Source organism: Terrabacter sp. 05T424, assembly GCF_056396225.1.
Genome location: NZ_JBFTLB010000001.1, coordinates 952,389 through 967,361 on the forward strand (window position 1 = coordinate 952,389; position 14,973 = coordinate 967,361).

14 protein-coding genes are annotated in these 14,973 nt (G+C 71.5%); 9 read left to right on the plus strand and 5 right to left on the minus strand.

The window, feature by feature from the left end:
- Positions 1 to 129: 129 nt before the first annotated feature.
- From AC1DE0_RS04440 to infB, 4 genes are all read left to right on the plus strand, one after another.
- Entirely contained in the window at positions 130 to 726 is a 597-nt protein-coding gene (locus AC1DE0_RS04440) for a ribosome maturation factor RimP (RefSeq protein ID WP_478097503.1), read from the plus strand.
- Positions 726 to 1,766 carry a transcription termination factor NusA gene (gene nusA / locus AC1DE0_RS04445; protein ID WP_478097506.1) on the plus strand — a complete coding sequence of 347 codons (1,041 nt, stop codon included), beginning with the start codon at positions 726 to 728 and terminating at the stop codon, positions 1,764 to 1,766. Before AC1DE0_RS04440 ends, nusA begins: the two co-directional genes overlap by 1 nt.
- Before the next feature lie 172 nt (positions 1,767 to 1,938).
- The gene (locus AC1DE0_RS04450; RefSeq protein WP_478097508.1) at positions 1,939 to 2,196 is read left to right on the plus strand and encodes a YlxR family protein; all 258 of its coding nucleotides are present in this window, start codon (positions 1,939 to 1,941) and stop codon (positions 2,194 to 2,196) included.
- Between the two features lie 179 nt (positions 2,197 to 2,375).
- Positions 2,376 to 5,330, plus strand: coding sequence for a translation initiation factor IF-2 (infB, locus tag AC1DE0_RS04455; RefSeq protein ID WP_478097510.1), 2,955 nt, complete (start codon positions 2,376 to 2,378; stop codon positions 5,328 to 5,330).
- A gap of 159 nt (positions 5,331 to 5,489) precedes the next feature.
- On the opposite strand, the gene AC1DE0_RS04460 is transcribed toward infB, so the two are convergent.
- The 5 genes from AC1DE0_RS04460 to AC1DE0_RS04480 all read right to left on the minus strand — a co-directional run bounded on the left by AC1DE0_RS04460 (position 5,490) and on the right by AC1DE0_RS04480 (position 9,020).
- Positions 5,490 to 6,050, minus strand: coding sequence for an ABC transporter substrate-binding protein (locus AC1DE0_RS04460; RefSeq protein ID WP_478097512.1), 561 nt, complete (start codon positions 6,048 to 6,050; stop codon positions 5,490 to 5,492).
- A 233-nt stretch (positions 6,051 to 6,283) separates the two neighbouring features.
- Complete coding sequence (locus tag AC1DE0_RS04465; protein WP_478097515.1) at positions 6,284 to 6,589, minus strand: phosphatase RsbU N-terminal domain-containing protein; 306 nt, start codon at positions 6,587 to 6,589, stop codon at positions 6,284 to 6,286.
- Positions 6,586 to 7,005: an STAS domain-containing protein gene (locus AC1DE0_RS04470; RefSeq protein WP_478097517.1), complete on the minus strand. Its 420-nt coding sequence runs from the start codon at positions 7,003 to 7,005 to the stop codon at positions 6,586 to 6,588. Before AC1DE0_RS04470 ends, AC1DE0_RS04465 begins: the two co-directional genes overlap by 4 nt.
- The gene (locus AC1DE0_RS04475; protein WP_478097519.1) at positions 7,002 to 7,580 is read right to left on the minus strand and encodes an STAS domain-containing protein; all 579 of its coding nucleotides are present in this window, start codon (positions 7,578 to 7,580) and stop codon (positions 7,002 to 7,004) included. Before AC1DE0_RS04475 ends, AC1DE0_RS04470 begins: the two co-directional genes overlap by 4 nt.
- A 363-nt stretch (positions 7,581 to 7,943) precedes the next feature.
- Entirely contained in the window at positions 7,944 to 9,020 is a 1,077-nt protein-coding gene (locus tag AC1DE0_RS04480) for a sigma-70 family RNA polymerase sigma factor (RefSeq protein WP_478097521.1), read from the minus strand.
- Between the two features lie 194 nt (positions 9,021 to 9,214).
- On the opposite strand from AC1DE0_RS04480, the gene rbfA reads away from it, so the two are divergent.
- The 5 genes from rbfA to AC1DE0_RS04505 all read left to right on the plus strand — a co-directional run bounded on the left by rbfA (position 9,215) and on the right by AC1DE0_RS04505 (position 14,901).
- Entirely contained in the window at positions 9,215 to 9,724 is a 510-nt protein-coding gene (rbfA, locus tag AC1DE0_RS04485) for a 30S ribosome-binding factor RbfA (RefSeq protein WP_478097523.1), read from the plus strand.
- Positions 9,721 to 10,671: a tRNA pseudouridine(55) synthase TruB gene (truB, locus tag AC1DE0_RS04490; RefSeq protein ID WP_478097525.1), complete on the plus strand. Its 951-nt coding sequence runs from the start codon at positions 9,721 to 9,723 to the stop codon at positions 10,669 to 10,671. The genes rbfA and truB overlap by 4 nt, the downstream gene beginning before the upstream one ends.
- Positions 10,672 to 10,715: 44 nt before the next feature.
- Positions 10,716 to 11,687 carry a bifunctional riboflavin kinase/FAD synthetase gene (locus tag AC1DE0_RS04495; protein ID WP_478097527.1) on the plus strand — a complete coding sequence of 324 codons (972 nt, stop codon included), beginning with the start codon at positions 10,716 to 10,718 and terminating at the stop codon, positions 11,685 to 11,687.
- The gene (rodA, locus tag AC1DE0_RS04500) at positions 11,651 to 12,886 is read left to right on the plus strand and encodes a rod shape-determining protein RodA (RefSeq protein WP_478097529.1); all 1,236 of its coding nucleotides are present in this window, start codon (positions 11,651 to 11,653) and stop codon (positions 12,884 to 12,886) included. Before AC1DE0_RS04495 ends, rodA begins: the two co-directional genes overlap by 37 nt.
- Before the next feature lie 155 nt (positions 12,887 to 13,041).
- Positions 13,042 to 14,901, plus strand: coding sequence for an AMP-dependent synthetase/ligase (locus AC1DE0_RS04505; RefSeq protein ID WP_478097531.1), 1,860 nt, complete (start codon positions 13,042 to 13,044; stop codon positions 14,899 to 14,901).
- The last annotated feature ends 72 nt before the right edge of the window (positions 14,902 to 14,973 follow it).

Below are 14,973 nucleotides of genomic sequence, written 5' to 3' on the forward strand. Positions count from 1 at the left end.
AGATCTTCGCACGCGCCGGGCGGTCGGCGACGACGCCCCGGCGCCACTAGAGTGGGGTTTTACGCGGTGCCGTCACCGCCCCACGGGGCGCGGCGCCGGACATTCGAGAAGAGCAGGAGGCGTCGACCGATGAGCACGGCCCAGGAGATCAGAGCGACGCTCGAGCCGGTTCTCGCGCCCCTCGGGCTCGTCGTCGAGGACGTCTCCGTGTCTCCCGCGGGCAAGCGGCGCATCGTGCGCGTCCTGGTCGACTCCGACATCAGCGGCCTCGACGTCGCCGACACCACCAGCCCCGTCTCGCCGCTCTCGCTCGACGCCGTCGCCGAGGCCACCCGCGCCGTGAGCGACGAGCTCGACGCGAGCGACGTCATGGGCCAGTCCCCGTACGTCCTCGAGGTGTCCTCGCCGGGCGTCGGCCGGCCGCTCTCCTCGCGGGACCAGCTGCGCAGACAGGTGGGGCGCCTCGTCGAGATCGTCCACCAGGGCGGCACCGACACGGGCCGGCTGACCGAGGTCGGTGCCGACACGCTCGAGCTCGAGGTCCCGGCGACGAAGAAGACCCCGGCGCGTCACCTGGCGCTCGACCTCGACGGCGTCGAGCGAGGCACCGTGCAGGTCGAGTTCAAGCGGGTCGACGCCGCCGACACACACGAAGACACACGAGACGGCACACGAGACGGCACTGACGACCTCGACGAGGCGGCCGCTCCGGAAGGGGACCACTGATGGACATCGACCTCGCAGCACTGCGCGCCCTGGAGAGGGAACGCGACATCAGCCTCGACGTCCTCATCCCGGCCATCGAGCAGGCGCTGCTCGTCGCCTACCACCGCACCGACGGCAGCCAGCGCATCGCGCGCGTCGAGCTCGACCGCAAGTCCGGCCACGTCATCGTCTGGGCCCGCGAGGAGGGTGAGCTGCTGCCCCCGACCGAGGACGGCGAGCGCCCCCAGCGCGGCGAGCCCGGACCCGAGTTCGACGACACCCCCGTGGGCTTCGGCCGCATCGCGGCCTCGACGGCGCGGCAGGTCATCGTCCAGCGCCTGCGCGACCTCGAGGACGAGGCGATCCTCGGCGACTTCAAGGGCCGCGAGGGCGACGTCATCTCGGGCATCATCCAGCAGAGCCAGGACCCCCGGAACGTCCTCGTCGACTTCGGCACCGTCGAGGGCACCCTCCCGCTGGCCGAGCAGGTGCCGGGCGAGCGTTACGTCCACGGCGAGCGGCTCCGGTGCTTCGTGGTCAGCGTCAAGCGTGGGCCCAAGGGCCCGCAGGTGGGGCTCTCCCGCACGCACCCCAACCTGGTGCGCACCCTCTTCAAGTTCGAGGTGCCCGAGATCGCCGACGGGACCGTCGAGATCGCGGCACTGGCGCGTGAGGCGGGGCACCGCACGAAGATCGCCGTCCACAGCAAGGTGTCCGGCGTCAACGCCAAGGGCGCCTGCATCGGTCCGATGGGGGCACGGGTGCGGGCAGTGATGACCGAGCTGCGCGGCGAGAAGATCGACATCGTCGACTACGCCGAGGACCCTGCGGCGTTCGTCGCGGCCGCTCTGTCGCCGGCGCGGGTGCAGTCGGTCGAGATCGTCGACGCCTCGGCCCGTGCGGCCCGCGTCGTCGTGCCCGACTACCAGCTGAGCCTCGCCATCGGCAAGGAGGGCCAGAACGCCCGCCTCGCCGCCAAGCTCACCGGCTGGCGCATCGACATCCGACCCGACACCGAGGCGGGCGCTGCGTCCGGCGGCGTCGAGGCGCCCCCTGAGTGAGGGGTCCCACTGGCCACGCGGGCGCCGGCAGGCGACAGGCCGGGTGACACCTCCGGTTCGACGGCGTGTCGCCCGGCCTGCCCGCCCCCGTGGAGCGGACCCACGCGTGAACGCGGTAGACTCTTCTGTGGCCGACCGGACTGGACTCCGTGCTGAGCCGTCCCGCACCTGTGTGGGATGTCGAGGATCGGATAGCTGGTCGGCTCTGCTGCGAGTGGTCGCGGCGACGGACGAAGACACCGGGACACCCCTGGTCACGCTTCGTCCCGACCCGAGGCACCGGATGCCCGGACGTGGTGCATGGCTGCACCCGACGCCCGAGTGCTTCGAGCTGGCAGTGCGCCGCAAGGCGTTCGGTCGTGGCCTGCGTCTGCAGGCCGGGGTCGACGTGAGCGCGGTCGCACGACACCTCGGCATCCAGCAGGCGTAACACCCGGTCACCGTCCGAGAGGGCGCACCGGAGCAGGTATCAGTCAGTAATCAGTCAGCGAACCAAGGCGGGTTGAAAACGCTATGAGCACCCGATGAGTACTCAGCGATGAGCAAGCCCCAGCAATAAACCACGGTTCGGCCACTTCCTGTTCAGGCCGGACCAGGAACAGGAGAGATGTGGCTAAGGTCCGAGTCTACGAGCTCGCCAAGGAGCTCGGAGTCGAGAGCAAGACACTRCTCGCACACTTGAAGAGCCAGGGAGAGTTCGTCCGGTCGGCGTCGTCGACCATCGAGCCCCCCGTCGTCCGCAAGATCATGGAGACCTTCCCCCGCGAAGGCGCTTCTGGCGGCGACAAGAAGCCGGCAGCCAAGGCTGCCAGCCCCAGCGCAACCCCGGCTGCGCCGGTGAAGGCCGTCCCGGCACCGTCGGCTCCGGCGGCTCCGGCACCGGCCGCCGCTGCCCCCGCGGCGCCCGCTCCGGCCGCGCCCGCTCCGGCAGCGCCCGCGGCCCGTCAGGCGGCTCCGGCCCCCACCCGGGCTGCTGGTCCCAGCGCAACCCCGGCTGCGCCCGCAGCCTCGGCCCCGGCACCCAAGGCGCCGACCCCTGCCGCTCCCGCACCGGCCGMTCCGGCTGCCCCTGCGGCCCCCGCGGCGTCGGCCCCGGGCCGGGTCCAGTCGAGCCGAGACGGTGGTCAGCAGACCTCCGGTGTTCCGGCCTCCCCGCGACCGGCTCCCCGCCCCGGGCAGCCGCGTCCGGGCAACAACCCCTTCGCCCCCAGCCAGGGCATGGGTCAGTCCCGTGCCCCGCGGCCCGGTGGTGACGCCGGTCCCCGCCCGGGCAACAACCCGTTCAGCCCCAGCCAGGGCATGCCGCGTCCGCAGCAGCGCCAAGGTGCCCCGCGTCCCGGTGGTGCTCCCGGCGGTGCGCCGCGGCCCGGCACCCCCGCTGCCGGCGGTCGTCCCGGTGCACCCGGTGGCGCTCCGCGTCCCGGCGGTCCCCGTCCCAGCCCGGGCATGATGCCCGAGCGCAGCACTGTCGGCCGTCCGGGGCAGCGCCCGGCCGGTGGCCCGGGCCGTGGTGCCCCCGGTGGCGGTCGCGGTGGATTCGGTGGCGGCCCCGGCGGTGCCCCCGGTGGCGGCGGTCGCCCCGGCGGTTTCGGCGGCGGTCCCCGCGGTGGTGGCGGAGGCCGTGGCTCGACGGCTGGTGCCTTCGGCCGCGGTGGCGGCCGTCCGGTGCGCGGACGCAAGTCCAAGCGCGCGAAGCGCCAGGAGTTCGAGCAGATGCAGGCCCCGAGCCTGGGTGGCGTCACCGTCCCTCGAGGTGACGGCAAGACGACCATCCGCGTGCGTCGCGGCTCCTCGCTGACCGATTTCGCCGACAAGATCAACGCCAACCCGGCATCGCTCGTCACCGTGCTCTTCCACCTCGGTGAGATGGCCACGGCGACGCAGTCCCTCGACGAGGACACCTTCAAGGTGCTCGGCGCCGAGCTCGGCTACGACATCCAGGTCGTCTCCCCGGAGGAGGAGGAGAAGGAGCTCTTCGACTCCTTCAACATCGACCTCGAGACCGGTATCGAGGGCGAGGACGACGAGGACCTCGAGGCCCGTCCGCCGGTCGTCACCGTCGTCGGCCACGTCGACCACGGCAAGACCCGCCTCCTCGACGCGATCCGCAACGAGGACGTCGTGGCCGGCGAAGCCGGCGGCATCACCCAGCACATCGGTGCCTACCAGGTCCACCGTGAGCACGAGGGTGTCGACCGCGCGATCACGTTCATCGACACCCCGGGTCACGAGGCGTTCACCGCCATGCGTGCCCGTGGTGCCAAGGTGACCGACATCGCGATCCTCGTCGTCGCTGCCGACGACGGTGTGATGCCGCAGACCATCGAGGCGCTCAACCACATGCAGGCCGCCGACGTGCCGATCGTGGTCGCCGTCAACAAGATCGACGTCGAGGGTGCCAACCCGGCCAAGGTGCGCCAGCAGCTGACCGAGTACAACCTCGTCGCCGAGGAGTACGGCGGCGAGACGATGTTCGTCGACGTCTCGGCCCGTCAGGGTCAGAACATCGACGGCCTGCTCGAGGCGGTCCTCCTCACGGCGGATGCAGCCCTCGACCTCCGGGCCAACCCGGACAAGGAGGCTCGCGGTGTCGCGATCGAGGCCAACCTCGACCGTGGCCGCGGTGCCACGGCCACGGTGCTCGTCCAGACCGGAACGCTGCACGTCGGTGACTCCATCGTCGCAGGCTCGGCCTACGGTCGCGTCCGCGCCATGCTCGACGAGCACGGCCAGAACGTCGAGGAGGCGGGCCCGTCCCGCCCCGTCCAGGTGCTCGGTCTGAGCTCGGTGCCGCGCGCCGGCGACACGTTCGTCGTGGCGCCGGACGACCGCACGGCCCGCCAGATCGCCGAGCGGCGTGAGGCGGCCGACCGTCAGGCCGTCCTCGCCAAGTCCCGCAAGCGCATCTCGCTCGAGGACCTCAACGAGGCCCTCGCGGCGGGCAAGGTCGAGACCCTCAACCTCATCCTCAAGGGTGACGTGTCGGGCTCGGTCGAGGCGCTCGAGGACGCGCTGCTCAAGATCGACGTCGGCGACGACGTCGACCTGCGCATCATCGACCGCGGCGTCGGTGCCATCACGATGAACAACATCAACCTCGCGATGGCCTCCAACGCGATCATCATCGGCTACAACGTGCGGGCCGAGGGCCAGAACGCCGACTACGCCGAGCGCGAGGGCGTCGAGATCCGCTACTACTCGGTGATCTACCAGGCCATCGACGAGGTCGAGGCGGCGCTCAAGGGCATGCTCAAGCCGGAGTTCGAGGAGGTCGAGCTCGGCACGGCGGAGATCCGCGAGATCTTCCGTTCGAGCAAGTTCGGCAACATCGCCGGCTCGATCGTGCGCAGCGGTGAGATCAAGCGTGGCTCGAAGGCGCGCATCACCCGAAACGGTGTCGTCGTCTCCGAGAACGTCGAGGTGGCCGGTCTGCGTCGCTTCAAGGACGACGTCACGGAGGTCCGCGACGGGTTCGAGTGCGGTATCAACCTCGGGTCGTACAACGACCTGCAGCTCGGTGACCTCATCGCCACCTACGAGATGCGCGAGAAGCCTCGCGCCTGATCGTGACTGCCGGCAGCTGCTGCCGGCACGGGCACGGCGCCGACTCCCTGTGGGAGTCGGCGCCGTTCGCCTGTCCGGGTGAGAGCACCGCCCGAAGAGGCCGTCCCGGCAGCGGGGCGAGGGGGACGGCCCGCCAGCCGAGGGCCGGTGGGCTCGGGCTCAGAGGCCGAGCAGGCGGTTCAGGAGCGTCGCAAGGCCGTTGATGCCGTTGCCGTCAAGCAGGCCGGCGACCGCGCACAGGAGGTTGCCGAGCAGGTTGCCGGGGCCCCGCTGCGCCGTGATGTTGAGGTGCACGGTGTCGAGGTGTACCTGCACGCCGAGCAGGTTGAGGTCCAGCGGCCCGAGCACCAGGTCCAGGATCTGACAGCTACCAGGCGTCGCTGCTGCGTTCTGCACGGGGGTCGTGGTCGTCTGGGTGACGATCGTCGTCACGGCGCCGGTGGCAGAAGTGACCGTGCCGGTCAGGCGGCTGACAAGCGCCAACGTGCCGTTCTGGTTGACGAAGCCGGTCGGGGTGAGAAGGCCGTTGAAGGTCCCCAAGGTACCGACCGGGAACGTCAGTGGGATGGGCGCAGCGGTCGCGCGCGGCGTTGCTGCGGCCGGGGCGGCGGCGGGCGCAGCAGAGGGGGCGGCCGATGCGGCGGCCGCGGGCACGAGGCCGAGGGCGGCGGTCGTTGCGAGGGTGGCGCCGGCGGCGCACAGCTTCGTCTTGAGGTTCATGGAACAGAACTCCTTCATCGGTGCGAGGGGCGGCCTCGTGGGCCATCTGTCACCACTGAGAGGCACTCCGGGCCCGGCCATGACGCGAGTCACGCAGGGACTCGGCCGGTGTCCGGGGCCTGTCGGGCGGCCGCCGAGCACGGGAGCGTGTCCAGGGAACCGAAACCCGTGTCGGTTGCTCGCGTCATGCACCCGGGTCCAAGGCGTCCGCGGCGCCCGGCTGCTCCTGCCCGTCAGGGACCGAGCACGCCCCGGTGGGTCATGTCGTACGCCGCAAGGACCTCGAGGAGCAGCTCGGTGGCTGCCTCAGCGAGGCCGAGGACGTCGTCGGCAGCCGCGTCCCGCAGCACCTCGAAGGTGACCTCGTGGTGGACTCGACACACGTCGAGCAGGCTGATCTCGAAGGCCACGGCGTGTCGGCCCAGCTCGTACGCGGCAGCCCGGGCCCCTTCGTCATGCTGTGGGAGGAACCGCAGCAGGGTCGTGCGGTAGTTCTGGGTCAGGTCGCCCAGGACGGAGCGCTCAGCGGGGCCGTTCACGTCCACCGGCTGCCCTCGTCGGGTGATGCCAGGCCGGCGGCCGGGGGCGCTGACAGCAGCTCCAGGCCCTCCTCGAGGTCGAGCGCGGTGATCACGTGACCACCACCGGGCGCCGGCTGCATGCCGAGGCGCACCATGGCGAAGGCGACGTCGGGCTGGATGCCCACGATGACGGTGCGCGCCCCTCGCAGCCGGGCCATCTCGGCGATGCGCCGAAGGGTGAGCGCTGCGAACGAGTCGATGACGTCGAGGGCGGCGACGTCGATGATGACGCCGCGGGAACGGTGCTCGCCGATCTGCTCCACCAAGTCGTGCTCGAAACGCACCAGCTCGGAGTCGTCGAGGGCAGTGTGGACCGATGCGATCAGGTTCACTCCCTGCCGCATGATCGACACCAGCGCTGGTCCGCCGTTCACGAGCTGCTGCTGACCTCCTTCCGGGTCACCGTGTAGCCGAGGAGCCGTTCGGCCTCCTCGAGACCGCCCTGCAGGTCGCCGATGGTGTTCATCTTGCTCAGGTCCACGCCGATGGTCACGAGGGTCTGGGCGATCTTGGGGGACAGTCCTGTGATGATGACGCTCGCACCCATGAGGCGTGACGCGTCGACCGTCTGGACGAGGTGGTTGGCCACGGTCTCGTCGACGTCCGGCGAGCCGGTGATGTCGATGACCACGACCTTGGCGCGGTGCTTGCGGATGCCCGAGAGCAGCTGCTCGGTGAGCTGGCGAGCCCGCTCGCTGTCCAGCACCCCGATGATCGGCAGGATGAGCAGGCGCTCGCGCACCGGGAGCACCGGTGTCGAGAGCTCGCGGATGGCGTCCTGCTGCTGGCGGATGACGCGTTCGCGCTCGTCGACGAAGCTGACGGCGACCGTGTTCGCGATCCGGTTGGCTGCCGGCTCGTAGGCGTCGAGCACCTCGTTGAGCAGCGAGAAGTCACGCTGGTACTTCTCGAAGAGGGAACGCGCCAGCACGTCGCGCAGGAGCAGCACGATGCCGACGACCTCGTGCGTCTCGACGCCCCGCGGGATGTGCGCTCCGACAGGTCGCGGGCATAGTGCTGCAGCGCCTCGACGCTCCCGGTCTCGAGCACCTCGACGTAGTTGTCGTAGACGGAGGTCGTCTCGGCTGCCATCTCCTTGGGTGTCATCGCCGTGAGCAGGTGCGCCTCCTGGATCCGCTCGGCCCACTCCTCGCGCAGGCGCGTCCGGTGCTCGCGCAGGTGCGCGACGAGCTGAGAGAGCAGGTGCTCACCGTTGCCTGTCGAGCTCGCGCCGTCGTATGCCGTCGCGTCCGGTGCTGCGGCGTGCACCTCCTCGGTCCGCGGGCCCTGCTCCGCCCGTCCCTGTGTCTGGTCACCCATGGTCGTTCCTCTCCCACTTGGTCATGGTCACTGTGGTGCCGTGTCCTGTCTCGCTCACGACCGCGAACTCGTCCATCAGCCGGCGTACGCCCGGGAGTCCCAGGCCCAACCCGCCGTACGTGCTGTAGCCGTCGGTCATCGCGGCTTCGACGTCACCGATGCCGGGTCCGGCGTCGCGGGCCACGACCTGCAGGCCCCGCCTGGGTGTGTCGAGCAGCTCGACGACGACCTCGCCCGAGCCGGCGAACCGGACGATGTTGCGGCAGACCTCCGAGACGGCTGTCGCGATCACCGTGAGGTCGGTCGGTCCGAACGACAGGCTCGAGGCGAGCCGGCGTGCGGCGGTGCGGGCCGCGACGATGTCGGGATCGGCGGCGATGGGGATGCGGAGGGTGTCGTCGCGCTGCTGCCCACGCTCGAGCAGCGGCTGGCTGAGCTCGGCGCACACCTCGCACTCGAGCAGGTGCTGAGCCGCCCCGACCTCGCGTTGGCGCCGCTGGTCCGCGCTGCTCAGCGCGATGAGCACCGGGCGGCAGCGGTCGGTGGGCGGCTCGAGCTGGCGAGCTGCCAGGAGGTACTCGACCCGAAGCCGCGCCCGGGTCCGGTTCAGCTGTGCCGCAACGGCGCCCGCCGTGCTGCCTGCCTCCTGGGCGAGCGTCCTGGTGTCGGTGCCGGCCACCTCGTGGGCCAGCAGGGTGCGGCGCTCGCGCTCCGTGAGACGCCCCAGGGCCTGGGCCATGGCGCCCTGCTCCTCGTCCAGCACGATCCGCGCTTCGGGCGACTCGGGCTCGGTGAGGTCGACGGCGCGATGCTGGTTGCGGCGCTTGCGGTCCTCGTCACGCCACATGGAGGCGACGACGTTGCGGGCCGTCACGATCGCGTACGGCTCGAGCATGCCCGGCTCGATCGTGGCCGATGCCGCGAGGACGCGCGTCAGCGTCTCCTGGACGAGGTCCTCGGCCGCAGGATGACCACCGACCCGTCCGCCGACGACGCGGCGGACGATCGGGATGAGGTCCGCGACCCCCTGCGCGGGGAGGCCGTCGGGGTCGGAGTCGGTGCCGCCCACGGGCACCTCGTACCCGGTTGGGGCGGGGCGTGCTCGCCCGACGCGACGACACGAGTGGGAGGGTCGGAGTGCGCGGGGGACCGGGTGACGAGCGGGGTGGGAATGCGCGGCGGCGCCGGCCCGCTACTAGGGTGAACACACGTCGGCCCGGCTGGACCGGACCGACCGCACCACACACGAAAGCAGAGGTAGTCATGGCTGACCCCGCCCGCGCCCGCAAGATCGCCGACCGGATCAAGGTCATCGTCGCCGAGTACCTCGAGTTCCGGCTCAAGGACGAACGCCTCGGCTTCGTCACCATCACCGACGCTCGCGTCACCGGCGACCTCCAGCACGCTTCCGTCTTCTACACCGTCTTCGGCACCGACGAGGAGCGCAAGGCCACGGCCGACGTGCTCGAGGCCAACAAGGGCCGCATCCGGTCCGCCGTCGGCAAGGGCATCGGCATCCGCCTCACGCCGTCGATCGAGTTCATCGCCGACGCCCTTCCGGAGGGCGCTGCCCACCTCGAGGACCTCGTCGCGCAGACGCGCGCCCGCGACGCCGAGCTCGCCCGCGCTGCCGCGAACGCCAAGCCCGCCGGCGATGCCGACCCCTACCGCAAGCCCGCTGAGCGCCTCGACGACGAGCTCGACGCAGACGAGGGCGACGACGTCCGTGGCCTCACGGCTGGCGGGGTGGACGCCGACATCGACGCACGATGACCGACGGCGCAGGGGGCCTGCTCGTCGTCGACAAGCCCGCCGGGTGGACCAGCCACGACGTCGTCGCGCGCGTCCGCCGGCTCTGCGGCACCCGCCGGGTCGGCCACGCCGGCACCCTCGACCCGATGGCGACCGGCGTGCTCGTGCTGGGCGTCGACCGTGGCACCAAGCTGCTCACCTTCCTCGTGGGCTGTGACAAGTCGTATGCCGCGACGATCCGTCTGGGCATGTCGACCCTCACCGACGACGCCGAGGGCGAGGCCACCGAGGCGCTCGGGGTCGACGACGTGCCGACGCTCGAGGCGGCGCTCCCGGCCGCCGTGGCGGCACTGACCGGCGACATCCAGCAGGTGCCCAGCGCCGTCAGCGCCATCAAGGTCAAGGGCGTGCGCAGCTACACCAGGGTCCGCCAGGGCGACACCGTCGAGCTCCCGCCGAGGGCCGTCACGGTCAGCCGGTTCAACGTGCTCGCCGTGCGGCCGGCCACCGCGACCGTCGAGGTCGGCCCCCCGATCGACGTCGTCGACGTCGACGTCGAGGTCGACGTCTCCTCCGGCACCTACGTGCGGGCGCTGGCCCGCGACCTCGGGTCCGCCCTCGGCGTCGGGGGCCACCTCACGGCACTGCGCCGCACGCGCGTCGGCCGGTTCGGCCTCGAGCACGCCCGCTCCCTCGACGAGCTGGCGGCCACGGTCGAGGCGGACGGGCCTGCCGGCATACGGCTGCTCCCGATCGCCGAAGCGGCGCGAGCGCAGCTGCCTGTCCACGAGGTGTCCGCCGCGGACGCCCTGCGGCTGAGCCACGGTCAGCGCATCGCGAGCGGCCCGGGCGGAGCCGAGGCCGTCGCCGCGATCGATCCTGACGGCCGCCTCGTCGCCGTGCTCGACGAGACCCGCGCGACCGCACGGGCGAAGGTGGTCTTCCTCTCGTCCGGCGCCCCCGTCTGACCAGCGTGCGCGAGCCCGAGAACCCGGCCACTACAGTGGTCGCCGTGCAGCGCTGGTACGGACCCGACGACATCCCGACCGACCTCGGGCCCACCGTCGTCACCCTCGGCAACTTCGACGGGGTGCACCGCGGACACCGCGAGGTGCTGACCCGGGTGGTGCGCGAGGCCGCCGAGCGCGACGCCCTGCCGGTCGCCGTCACCTTCGAGCCGCACCCCATCGCCGTGCTCTACCCCGACCGGGCCCCGGCGGCCGTCATGTCGCTGGAGCAGCGCCTCGACGCCCTCGAGTCGGTCGGCATCGGCGCCGTGCTCGTCATCGAGTTCACCGCGGAGTTCGCGCAGCAGACCCCCGAGCAGTTCGTGCGGTCGACCTTCGTCGAGGCGCTGGGCGCGACGGCCGTCGTCGTCGGCAAGGACACCCGCTTCGGCGTGCGCAACTCCGGCGACGTCGGCACGCTGCGCGAGCTCGGGGCCGTCGACGGCTTCGAGGTCATCGCGCTCGACGACATCGGCGAGGGGGTGGCCGTCGGCGCACGCTGGAGCTCGACGCAGCTGCGTGCCGAGATCCTCGGCGGCAACGTCGCCCACGCGGCGCAGATCCTCGGGCGCCCGCACCGGGTCACCGGCACCGTCGTCCACGGCGACCACCGCGGCCGCGAGCTCGGCTATCCCACAGCCAACCTCTCGCAGGACCACGAGGGCCTCGTGCCGTCCGACGGCGTCTACGCCGGCTGGCTGCTCCGCCTCGGGCTCGACCCCTCCGACCCCGACCGGGCGCTGCCCGCCGCGGTGTCGGTCGGCACCAACCCGACGTTCGACGGTCACCAGCGCCGGGTGGAGGCGTACGTCCTCGACCGCACCGACCTCGACCTCTACGGCGAGCGCGTCGCGGTCGAGTTCGTCGACCACCTGCGTCCGACGCTGCGGTTCGAGTCGATCGAGTCGCTCGTCGAGCAGATGGCCCAGGACGTGCAACGGTGTCGCGAGATCCTCTCGGCGATCGTCCCGTCCTAGCGGTCGGCCGCGGCGGCGGCGGGGCGGCGGGGGCCGGCGGCGGACCTCGGGCCCGGCGCTCCTGGCTGCGCGTCGACCTCGGCCTGCTGATCGGTGCGGCGGGGCTCTCCCTCGTCGGCGTCGTGCTCATCTGGTCGGCCACGCGCGCCGAGGCCGGCGCCACGGCCGCGCTCAAGCAGCTGGTCGCCCTGGCGGTCGGCATGGTGGGCGCCCTGGTCGTCACGCGGCTCGACGTGCGTGCCGTCCGGGCGCTCGCGCCGGTCGTCTACGGCCTCGCAGTCCTCGGTCTCGTGGCCGTCGTCTCGCCACTCGGGTCCACCGTCAACGGGTCGCGCTCGTGGATCCGGCTGCCCGGCGGGATGACCCTCCAGCCCTCCGAGCTGATGAAGGTGGCGCTCGCGATCGGGCTGGCGATGCTGCTGGCCGAGCGGGCCGACCGCCGTATGCCGCAGAGGCACCGCGACGTCGCGCTCGCCTGGGTGGTCGCCGGCATCCCCGTCCTGCTCGTGCTCGCCCAGCCCGATCTCGGCTCGGCCCTCGTGCTCGTCGCGATGTCGGTCGTCATCATCGCGGCGGCGGGAGCGCCGGCGCTGTGGACACTGGGCGTGCTCGTCGCTGGTTCGGCAGCCGTCGCCGCGGCCTTTCTCACGCCGGTGCTCTCGGGCTACCAGCGCAACCGGCTGCGGGCCTTCCTCGACCCGTCGCTCGACCCGCAGGGCATCGGCTACCAGACGCGGCAGGTGCGCATCGCGATCGGCTCGGGTGGGCTCGGCGGGCAGGGCCTGTTCGAGGGCCGCCAGACGCAGGGCGGCTTCATCCCCTTCCAGGAGACCGACTTCGTCTTCTCCGTGGCCGGCGAGGAGCTGGGTTTCCTCGGTGCCGCCGGCCTCGTGCTGCTCATCGGCTTCATCGTCGTGCGATGCGTGCTCGTGGCGCGGCGTGCCGACGCCTTCGGGCGGCTCGTCGCCATCGGCGTCGGCGTGTGGTTCGGCGTCCAGGCCTTCGAGAACATCGGGATGAACCTCGGCGTCATGCCCGTGACCGGCCTGCCGCTGCCGTTCGTCTCCGGCGGCGGCTCGTCGCTCATCGCCTCGTGGATCGCGCTGGGGCTCGTGGGCAACGTGGCGGCCGCCTCGCAGGCGCGGTCGCTGGCCGGCGCCGGGTCGCCTCGTCGCACTGGACTGCCGGTCCGCGGCTGAGCGCCGCGCGACGCGCGAGCCAAGTTACCCGCCGGTCACGGTGCGGTGTCGAAGCACGGCAGATGCGTGACTGCCGCCGGGATTGTTGACATCATCCCGGCATGGCGGATGCCCGCAGACGCCGATGACGGGCCACCGCAGACAAAGGAGTCCACATGCCCCTCCAGGCACTCGCCGACCGCCACGTCGACCAGACCGTCCTCGACGACCGCGCACCCAGCGTTGGCGCGCTCTTCCGCAGCCGCGTCCGCGCCACCCCCGACGCGCCGGCATACCTCTTCTTCGCCGAGGGGTCGAGCGAGCTGACCACCTTTACGTGGAAGCAGACCCACGAGGTCGTCGAGCAGTGGGCGGCGGGACTGATCAGCCTGGGGATCGAGACCGAGGACCGCGTCGCCATCGCCTCGACGACACGGGTCGAGTGGATCCTCGCCGACCTGGCCGTCATCTGCGCGGGCGGGGCCACCACGACCGTCTACCCGACGACGATCGCCGAGGACGTCGCCTACATCCTCGGCGACTCCGGCAGCGGCATCGTCTTCGCCGAGAACGACGAGCAGGTCGCCAAGCTGCAGCACGTGCGCTCCGAGATCCCCGGCGTCCGTCAGGTCATAGCCATGACCGGCAGCGCGAGCGACGACGGCTGGGTCATCACCACCGGGGAGCTGGCCGAGCGGGGCCGCGAGTGGCTCGCCGCGACCCCCGACCTCGTCGACTCACGCATCGACCAGCTCGGCCCCGACCACCTCGCCGTCGTCATCTACACGTCCGGCACCACCGGCCGCCCCAAGGGCGTGCGCCTCGTCCAGGACAGCGTCGTCTACGAGGGGGCCGTCATCGACGCCATCGGCACCCTCACGAAGGACGACCTGCAGTTCCTCTGGCTGCCGCTCTCGCACGTCTTCGGCAAGATGCTCGTGGCGACGGGCCTGCAGATCGGCTTCCCGACCGCGGTCGACGGTCGCGTCGACAAGATCGTCGACAACATGGCCGTCATCAAGCCGACCTTCATGGCCGGTCCGCCGCGCATCTTCGAGAAGGCCCACGGTCGCATCGAGCTGATGTTCGCGGGGGAGAAGGGCGTCAAGAAGAAGCTCATCGACTGGGCCCTCAAGGTCGGCGGCGAGATGCGTGACGTGCAGGCGCGTTCCGAGCAGCCGTCGCCCGGTCTCAGGCGCCGCCACGCCCTCGCGACGAAGCTCGTCCTGCACAAGGTCCAGGAGCGTTTCGGCGGCCGGGTGCGCTTCATGATCAGCGGCTCCGCGCCCCTCAACGCCGAGGTCTCGCGCTGGTTCGGCTCCGTGGGGCTGCTCGTCCAGGAGGGCTACGGCCTCACCGAGACCTCGTCGGGCACCACGGTCAACCAGCCGGCGCACGGCTCATACCAGTACGGCTCGGTCGGGTGGCCGCTGCCGGGCACCGAGGTGCGCATCGCCGACGAGGACGGCGAGATCCTCGTCAAGGGTCCGGGCGTCATGCGCGGCTACCACAACAACCCCGAGGCGACGGCCGAGGTGCTCACCGAGGACGGCTGGTTCCACACCGGCGACATCGGCCGCATCGACGAGCGCGGCTTCCTCTACGTCACCGACCGCAAGAAGGACGTCTTCAAGACCTCGGGCGGCAAGTACATCGCGCCCGCCGAGATCGAGGCGCGCTTCAAGGGTCTGTGCCCCTTCGTCAGCCAGTTCCTCGTGCACGGCGCAGGGCACAACTACGCGACGGCGCTCGTCACCCTCGATCCCGATGCCGTGGCCGCCTGGGCGCCGACCGTGGGCCTCGGGGGCAAGACGTACGCCGAGGTCGTCCTCTCGCCGCAGGCGCGAGCGCTCGTGCAGGGCTACGTCGACAAGCTCAACGACGGCCTCAACCGCTGGGAGACGATCAAGAAGTTCACCATCCTCGACAAGGACCTCACGATCGAGGAGGGCGACCTCACCCCGAGCATGAAGCTGCGCCGCAAGGCAGTGACGGAGAAGCACCGGACCGAGCTGGAGTCGATGTACACGGACTGAACCCTTGGGCTCGCTCCGCTCGCCAAGTTCGGCGCGCCTGACGTCACGCCTTCCCTCCTCGGCTCGCTCGTC

Excerpts from the sequence above, each read along its gene's own strand:
- AC1DE0_RS04505 (WP_478097531.1), top strand. The coding sequence starts at position 13,042 with ATGCCCCTCCAGGCACTCGCCGACCGCCACGTCGACCAGACCGTCCTC.
- AC1DE0_RS04460 (WP_478097512.1), bottom strand. The coding sequence starts at position 6,050 with ATGAACCTCAAGACGAAGCTGTGCGCCGCCGGCGCCACCCTCGCAACG.
- nusA (WP_478097506.1), top strand. The coding sequence starts at position 726 with ATGGACATCGACCTCGCAGCACTGCGCGCCCTGGAGAGGGAACGCGAC.
- rbfA (WP_478097523.1), top strand. The coding sequence starts at position 9,215 with ATGGCTGACCCCGCCCGCGCCCGCAAGATCGCCGACCGGATCAAGGTC.
- truB (WP_478097525.1), top strand. The coding sequence starts at position 9,721 with ATGACCGACGGCGCAGGGGGCCTGCTCGTCGTCGACAAGCCCGCCGGG.
- AC1DE0_RS04440 (WP_478097503.1), top strand. The coding sequence starts at position 130 with ATGAGCACGGCCCAGGAGATCAGAGCGACGCTCGAGCCGGTTCTCGCG.